Annotated in this window: 8 protein-coding genes; all 8 read right to left on the bottom strand. The window is 31.9% G+C overall.

Going from position 1 to position 7,640, the window contains the following annotated elements; all coding sequences use genetic code 11:
- Positions 1-224: 224 nt before the first annotated feature.
- The 8 genes from QZZ53_RS09830 to QZZ53_RS09795 all read right to left on the bottom strand — a co-directional run bounded on the left by QZZ53_RS09830 (position 225) and on the right by QZZ53_RS09795 (position 7,615).
- Complete coding sequence (locus tag QZZ53_RS09830; protein WP_296384086.1) at positions 225-1,604, bottom strand: nucleotide sugar dehydrogenase; 1,380 nt, start codon at positions 1,602-1,604, stop codon at positions 225-227.
- 160 nt (positions 1,605-1,764) lie between these two features.
- Positions 1,765-2,784: an NAD-dependent epimerase gene (locus QZZ53_RS09825; protein ID WP_296384084.1), complete on the bottom strand. Its 1,020-nt coding sequence runs from the start codon at positions 2,782-2,784 to the stop codon at positions 1,765-1,767.
- A gap of 85 nt (positions 2,785-2,869) precedes the next feature.
- Positions 2,870-3,247 (bottom strand): hypothetical protein, encoded by a 378-nt coding sequence (locus tag QZZ53_RS09820; RefSeq protein WP_296384082.1) that lies wholly within the window; start codon positions 3,245-3,247, stop codon positions 2,870-2,872.
- 9 nt (positions 3,248-3,256) lie between these two features.
- Entirely contained in the window at positions 3,257-4,456 is a 1,200-nt protein-coding gene (locus QZZ53_RS09815; protein ID WP_296384080.1) for an alanine dehydrogenase, read from the bottom strand.
- A gap of 110 nt (positions 4,457-4,566) precedes the next feature.
- Positions 4,567-5,121: a hypothetical protein gene (locus QZZ53_RS09810; protein WP_296384078.1), complete on the bottom strand. Its 555-nt coding sequence runs from the start codon at positions 5,119-5,121 to the stop codon at positions 4,567-4,569.
- Positions 5,063-5,206: a hypothetical protein gene (locus QZZ53_RS09805; protein WP_296384076.1), complete on the bottom strand. Its 144-nt coding sequence runs from the start codon at positions 5,204-5,206 to the stop codon at positions 5,063-5,065. Before QZZ53_RS09805 ends, QZZ53_RS09810 begins: the two co-directional genes overlap by 59 nt.
- 155 nt (positions 5,207-5,361) lie before the next feature.
- Complete coding sequence (gene tsaE / locus QZZ53_RS09800; RefSeq protein WP_365940528.1) at positions 5,362-5,826, bottom strand: tRNA (adenosine(37)-N6)-threonylcarbamoyltransferase complex ATPase subunit type 1 TsaE; 465 nt, start codon at positions 5,824-5,826, stop codon at positions 5,362-5,364.
- Between the two features lie 241 nt (positions 5,827-6,067).
- Positions 6,068-7,615 carry a bifunctional response regulator/alkaline phosphatase family protein gene (locus tag QZZ53_RS09795; RefSeq protein WP_296384073.1) on the bottom strand — a complete coding sequence of 516 codons (1,548 nt, stop codon included), beginning with the start codon at positions 7,613-7,615 and terminating at the stop codon, positions 6,068-6,070.
- Positions 7,616-7,640 lie beyond the last annotated feature (25 nt).

Raw genomic sequence — 7,640 nt, 5'->3', positions numbered from 1 at the left:
CTGCAAGCAATGGAAAAAAGCCTGAGTCCGCTACTGTGTGCTGGTAGTTATCTGGTATTAAGAGAGCCGGGATCATGAAAGAAATCAAATATAAAATTAGTAGATGTAAATAAAGAGGTATCTAAGAAGTTAATCGTGAATTAATTTCACAACTATAGAAATAAAAAAAGGCATTACTGTTTTAAATAGTAATGCCTTTTTTATATGATTAAACCAATTAAATGTTACTTCCCTATAGAAGAGTACTCAAAACCAATTTTAGTCATTTCATCTTTGTCTAGTATATTTCTACCATCAAAAATAAATGCTGGTTTTTTCATTTGGCCGTAAATTTTATTCCAATCGTAATCTTTAAATTCATCCCATTCGGTCATAATTGCAATGGCATGTGCATCTTTTATTGCTTCATAGGGATTATCGAAAGATTTAACAAGTTCCTTGTTTTCTTCTTCAGATCTTGTATTGAGATAATTAAGGTCTTCTTGAGTTCTCTTCTCAGACACTTTTGGGTCATAAACAGCGATATTAGCTTGTTCGCTTAGTAAATGATCGGCTACATAGATTGCAGCAGATTCTCTTGTATCGTTAGTGTCCTTTTTAAATGCCCAACCTAGCATTGCTATTTTCTTACCAGAAACAGTATTATATAGTGTACTTATTAAATGGTCAGAAAAACGTCTTTTTTGGTGGTCATTTAAAATGATAACTTGTTCCCAATAATCAGCCACTGCATTTAAATTGTAGCTTCTAGCAATATAAACAAGATTTAATATATCTTTTTGAAAACATGAACCTCCAAAACCAATAGAAGCATTTAAAAACTTTGGGCCGATTCTAGAATCCATTCCAATAGCTTTTGCAACTTCATTAACATTAGCTTCTGTATGCTCACATAATTCTGAAATGGCATTAATAGAAGATATTCTTTGCGCTAAAAATGCATTAGCCGTTAATTTAGAAAGCTCTGATGACCAAACATTAGTTCTTAATATTCTGTCTTGTGAAACCCAACTTCCATAAACATTTGCTAAGCTGTCAATAGCAGATTCAGATTCACCTCCAATTAAAACGCGATCTGGATTTAATAAATCTTGGATAGCAGTCCCTTCAGCTAAAAATTCTGGGTTAGATAAGATTTCAAACTTAACATCACTTCCAGTATTGTGCAAAATGCTTTTTATTGCTTGAGCAGTTCTTACAGGTAGTGTAGATTTTTCTACAACAATTTTATCTGTTTTTGCAACTTCTGCAATATTTCTGGCACATAGTTCTACATATTTTAAATCTGCAGCCATTCCTTTACCTTTACCATATGTTTTGGTTGGTGTGTTTACAGAGATAAAAATCATCTCAGATTCATCGATAGCCTTATCAATCTCAGTTGAGAAAAATAGATTTTTCCCTCTTGTTTCTTCAACGATTTCTGCTAAACCTGGTTCGTATATTGGTAAATTAGAGACATCACTGTCATTCCAAGCATCAATACGCTCTTGGTTTATATCGACAATAGTGACCTTTATATTTGGATTCTTCTTTGCAATTACAGCCATAGTTGGTCCTCCAACGTATCCCGCTCCTATACAGCAAATCTTTGTTATATTCATAGTTTTAAGTTTATTTGACTTGGGTTTGTTATTTTAAATGACGACAAATTTGTGCGAAAAAATCTAATTCTTCTAAATTTTTATACTAACGACATGTTTTTACGTTAAACTTCATATCATTAGAAAAAGAAACAGAATCTATCGTTAAAATGCTTCAATATTATTTGTAATACGCTTTAAACCAATCTATAAAAGATTTAACCCCTTCTTTAATTGATGTATTTGGACGATAATCATAATCTTTAATCAATTGATCTACATCAGCCCAAGTACGTTCTACATCACCAGGTTGCATTGGCATCATATTCTTTGTAGCAGTTTTATCTAAATTGATTTCTATTTCTTTTATAAAATCTAATAACTTCACAGAGTTATTATTTCCAATATTATAGACTTTATAATAGTCATTATTGTCAACTCTAACTTGCGGTGATTTTTCAATTATTCTTACAACACCTTCTACAATATCATCTACATAAGTAAAATCACGTTCCATTTTCCCATGATTAAATACCTTGATAGGTCTATCATTTACAATAGCATCAGTAAATAAGAACATAGCCATGTCTGGTCTTCCCCATGGTCCATAAACAGTAAAAAATCTCAATCCTGTAGTTGGTACCTTAAATAAATGACTATACGTATGCGCCATTAACTCATTACTCTTCTTTGTGGCTGCATATAAACTAATTGGGTGATCTACATTGTCATCCGTAGAAAACGGTATCTTTTCGTTAAGACCATATACGCTAGAGCTACTTGCGTAAACAAGGTGCTTTATGTCGTTATGTCTGCAACATTCTAGGATATTAAGAAAACCAACTAAATTAGAATCTACATAAGTTTCAGGATTCTCAATACTATATCTTACACCAGCTTGAGCTGCAAGATTACATACAATATCAAAGTTTTCGTTTTTAAATAATTTAGGAAGTTCTTCTCGGTTTTCGAGATTCATTCTTATAAATGAAAAATTGTCATTTTCACTATTGCAGATCGCATTAAATACTTCAGCATCATTCTTGTTAACTCCAAGTTCTTTTAATCTTGAAAACTTTAAGTTTACATCATAATAATCATTAATATTATCTAGTCCAACAACCTGATGTCCTTTAGCTAATAGCACTTTGGATACATAAAATCCAATAAAACCTGCAGCTCCAGTTACTAATACTTTCATGAGTTTATATTTACTATTTTAATATAGATATCAAAGATGGAGATTTAGATTGAAAAGTCTAAATTTTTAGGTCAAATAATTTGAATTAATTCGTAGAAAAATCAATTTTTAAAAGTGTAGCTAGAGAATCGCAGTTTTTAATTGTAAGTTCCATGTCGCGTTCTTTGTAACTATTCTCAATATGATACACATTGCATGAATCTAAATTAGTTTCACTTTGTGAAAAATTGACGCTACCGTATTTAACCAGATTTACAATTGTGATAGAATCTAATTGATTGTTATTTATAAAGTCTGAAGCGTTTTCTGAATACAGAATAGGTTTAGAACTGATATTTTTTACAGTTCTTGCGTTAGGACTATAGTCACAAGACGCATCTTTACCATTCAAGAAAAACATAAGAATAACTAGACCAATGGCAAAACCTCCAAGATAATAGCCTAAACGTTGTGTAAATTTCATTTAAAACAATTAGAAAATTAATAGGTTGGCATCATTATAATCTAATCCAAACCATTCGGCTACAGATTTATTAGTTAAAATGCCGTGGTAAAAATACAACCCATTTTTTAATCCTCTATCAAATCGAAGTGCATTTTCTATGCCACCATGTTCACCAATTTCTAAAAGGTAAGGAGTAAAAATGTTACTGATTGATACAGAGGCACTTCTAGAATAACGCGCAGGTATATTTGGTACACAATAATGAATAACACCATTATGTTCAAAAGTAGGATGATCGTGAGTGGTGACTTCACTGGTTTCAAAACAACCTCCCATATCAATACTTACGTCTATAATTACCGAACCTCGCTTCATGTGATCTACCATTGTTTCGGTAACTATAACTGGAGAACGATTGGTACCTCTTACTGCACCAATAGCTACATCACAGCGTTTTAATGCTTTTAAAAGATTTTTGGGCTGCATGGTTGAAGTATAAATTGTACGTCCCAAATTATTTTGAATACAACGTAATTTAGTAATAGAACTATCAAAGACTTTCACATTAGCGCCTAAACCAATAGCAGAACGTGCCGCAAACTCTCCAACAGTACCAGCACCTAAAATTAAGACTTCAGTTGGTGGCACACCATTAATATTGCCCATCATTAAGCCGTTACCACCATTGACGTTAGAAAGCAACTCGGAGGCAATAAGAATTGAAGCTGTACCAGCAATTTCGCTTAAAGAGCGTACAGCAGGATATGCGCCATCCTCGTCTTTAATATATTCAAAAGCTAAGGCTGTGATACGCTTTTTTGCTAAAGCTTCAAAATACGCTTTGCTTTGTGTTTTAATTTGCAAAGCAGAAATTAAAATAGTTTGTGGGTTAATGAGCGAAATCTCATCTATAGAAGGTGGCTCTACTTTAAGAATAATAGGGCAGGAGTATACTTTTGCTGTGTCTTTGGAAACTTCTGCACCAGCCTCACTATAGTCTTTATCTTTAAAATTAGCGCCTTCACCTGCTCCAGACTCAAACAATACACGATGACCATTGGCTGTTAATGCCGAAACTGCATCTGGTGTTAAACAAACACGTTTTTCTTGAAAATGGGTTTCCTTTGGTATGCCAATAAAAAGTTCACCTTTTTGTTTAAGAATTTCTAAGGTTTCTTCTTGTGGTAATAATTGAGCTTTGGTAAATGGTGATAAAGATTTACTCATTTATGTTAGTTAATTAGTAAGTAGTGCAATATAACGAAACGTTATAAATTGGCACTACAATTAATCTAATTCAAATTACGAATAATATCTTAAGGTATAATAAGTAATGTTTAAAAATATTGCTTAACCTTACCCCAAACTGTTTTGGGCTTAATCATAAACTCTTCTTCAAGCTCTTCTAGAGTTTTGTCAGCATCATTAATTTTATTAAACATTTTTGCTCTAATTAGATAAATTGAAGGTACTATAATTGCTAGAATAGGAAGTAATACAACAATCTGTCCTTCATCTAGCTTTCCAGCATCTGCATTCCAGCTATTAACAGCTTGAAATGCAAACATTACAATCGGTACCAATATTACATGATACCACCAATGACGACAAGTGAAAAACCAAATAGTTAATAATATAAGTGGTATAGCCTTGCTTGTGTAAACCCACATAGCATATTGTGCTTCCTCCCAGAAACCACTTTCATATGTAAACAAAAAAGTGTTCCAAACCTTACTGGTCGGAACACTTTCATGTAAAGAATATAATAAAGGGGTAGAAGCTATGATAGTTGCAATTAAAGTACCAATAACTGCACTTCTACTTAATTTATTTTTATCCGTTTTTAACCATTTTTCGAAGTTTCTTTTCGATTTGTGTTGTAGTCTGTCCATCTAAGTCGATAATGTTAGTTGCCTGTACAGTAAATAACATTCCTCCGAAGATAGCAATTGCTAGTACTAGTTTCTTAGTTTTCATAATTTAAGGGATTTAATTAATTACTACAAATGTATGGCGCATACAGCGTCCGTAAAAATCAATTAGTGTTAAAATCCAAAAAATTTTGAGGTTTCTATTACGGTTTTCCCGTAACTAGCACACTATCTTATATATGAATGTTAGTGAAATTTTGTTTAAAATTTCGATTCTGTCATAGCAATATTTTTGGTTAAATTTTCTGTGTTTATAGTTAATTTGAGGGATCTTTTGTTATCGTTTAAGTCAGTTATAGTAATAGTTTGAGCATCTTCTGGTAATAATTTTTTTATACGTTTTGGCCATTCTATAAATATCCAATTACTACTATTAAAATAATCTTCTATACCAAAATTATAAGCTTCATCTAGAGATTCAATTCTATAGAAATCAAAATGATAAATTTTATCATTTGGTATAGCATATTCATTTACAATTGAAAAAGTAGGGCTTGTAGCGACGTCATCACTATGCATAGCTTTTAATAATGCATTAATAAATGTGGTCTTGCCAGCTCCCATAGATCCATTAAACAAAATAGTTTTAGAATCTAAATGTTCTAAAACACAAGCTGCAATGGCATCGATGTCCTTTAAATGGTATGTAAAATCAATTGTTTTCAATAAAACTTTAAATAAATTGGACTACAATGTTAGTAATAAAAACTGGGATATCCTAGAGAAAAGTGTATTTCATCGGATTTTTATGCTTTTGACAGACATATTGATTTATCCAAAATCAATATATCTGTCATCCTGAATTTATTTCAGGATCACATCATTATGCGTAATAAAGTATAGATAAGATACTGAAATCGAAGATTCAACGAAGTTAAACAAGTTCAGCAAGACAATATGTATGATGTTACTTAGGATCCATAACCACAAACGGAATCACCATTTCCTCTAAAGACACACCACCATGCTGATAGGTGTTTCTATAATAACTCACATAATGATTAAAGTTATTAGGATAAGCCAAAAATAGATCTCCTTTAGCAAAAATGAATGAGCTGCTCATAGATAATGATGGCAAGTGTACAGACTTTGGGTTCTTAACAGCTAAGACGTCTTTATCTTGATATGTTAGGCTTCTACCCGTTTTATAACGCAGATTTAAACTTGTATCTCTATCTCCAATAACCTTAGAAGGAGCTTTTACGTTTATAGTTCCATGATCTGTTGTTAGAATCAATTTAAAACCTAATTGCTGTGATAATTGAATCATTTCTAACAAAGGAGAGTTCTTAAACCAACTAACTGTTAAAGAACGATATGCTTTATCATTAGATGCTAATTCCTTAACCACTTCCATTTCTGTTTTGGAGTGGGAGAGCATATCTACAAAATTATAAACCACAACATTTAAATCGTTATCCTTTAAAGATCTAAAATTTTCAACCAATTTTTTACCAGCTCTTAAATTTGTGATTTTGTGATATTCGTGTTTTAAATGCGAAAGACCTAAACGTTTTAATTGTTCTCTTAAAAAATCACCTTCGTGCATATTTTTACCACCTTCATCTGTATCGTTTTTCCAATACTGAGGAAATAGTTTTTCCATATCAGCTGGCATCAATCCTGAGAATATGGCATTACGAGCATATTGTGTTGCAGTAGGTAAGATGCTAAAGAAGGATAATTCTGAAGCTTTTTTATAATAATTATTTACGATAGGCTCAAAGGCTTTCCATTGATCGTATCTTAAGTTATCTATAACAATTAATAGTGTTGGTTGCTTATCACTTAATTCTGGCACAACCTTATCCTTAAATAAAGTATGCGACATTATAGGCGAATCTGTATTAGGTTGAAACCAGTCTTCGTAGTTTTTCTCTATGAATTTACCAAATTGATTGTTAGCTTCAGACTTTTGAGATTCTAGAATATCTGTCATTCCAACATCTTCAATGTCTTCAAGCTCTAATTCCCAATAGACTAATTTATGATATAAATCTACCCATTCTTCATAAGAATTAACCATAGATAAATCCATAGCGATCTTTCTGAATTCTTGCTGATAATTAGAAGTGGTTTTTTCAGACACTAATCGTGAGTGATCTAAATTCTTTTTTAAGCTTAATAAGATTTGATGCGGATTTACAGGCTTAATCAAATAATCTGCAATTTTATTACCAATAGCTTCTTCCATAATATATTCCTCTTCACTTTTGGTGATCATCACCACTGGAAGATTAGCGCGACGTTCTTTAATCTCGTTTAAAGTTTCGAGACCTGTAAGTCCAGGCATATTTTCATCTAAGAAGACAATGTCAAAATTAGTATCATTGATTATTTCTAAAGCTTCAGTACCACTTTGACAAGTCGTAACATTATATTGTTTTTGTTCTAAAAAGATAATATGTGGCTTTAATAAATCGATTTCATCGTCAACCCAGAGAATATTTATCATGTTGGTGTATATTTGTTTTCTAATT

The organism is Winogradskyella sp., from assembly GCF_016744625.1.
GTDB lineage: Bacteria > Bacteroidota > Bacteroidia > Flavobacteriales > Flavobacteriaceae > Winogradskyella.
Note: the sequence above shows the minus strand (reverse complement) of the source record. Positions and strands in the feature narration are given on the sequence as shown.

Coding starts and splice junctions, on each gene's coding strand:
- QZZ53_RS09820 (WP_296384082.1), bottom strand. CDS start 3,247: ATGAAATTTACACAACGTTTAGGCTATTATCTTGGAGGTTTTGCCATT.
- QZZ53_RS09830 (WP_296384086.1), bottom strand. CDS start 1,604: ATGAATATAACAAAGATTTGCTGTATAGGAGCGGGATACGTTGGAGGA.
- QZZ53_RS09810 (WP_296384078.1), bottom strand. CDS start 5,121: ATGGACAGACTACAACACAAATCGAAAAGAAACTTCGAAAAATGGTTA.
- QZZ53_RS09795 (WP_296384073.1), bottom strand. CDS start 7,615: ATGATAAATATTCTCTGGGTTGACGATGAAATCGATTTATTAAAGCCA.
- QZZ53_RS09815 (WP_296384080.1), bottom strand. CDS start 4,456: ATGAGTAAATCTTTATCACCATTTACCAAAGCTCAATTATTACCACAA.
- QZZ53_RS09825 (WP_296384084.1), bottom strand. CDS start 2,784: ATGAAAGTATTAGTAACTGGAGCTGCAGGTTTTATTGGATTTTATGTA.
- QZZ53_RS09805 (WP_296384076.1), bottom strand. CDS start 5,206: ATGAAAACTAAGAAACTAGTACTAGCAATTGCTATCTTCGGAGGAATG.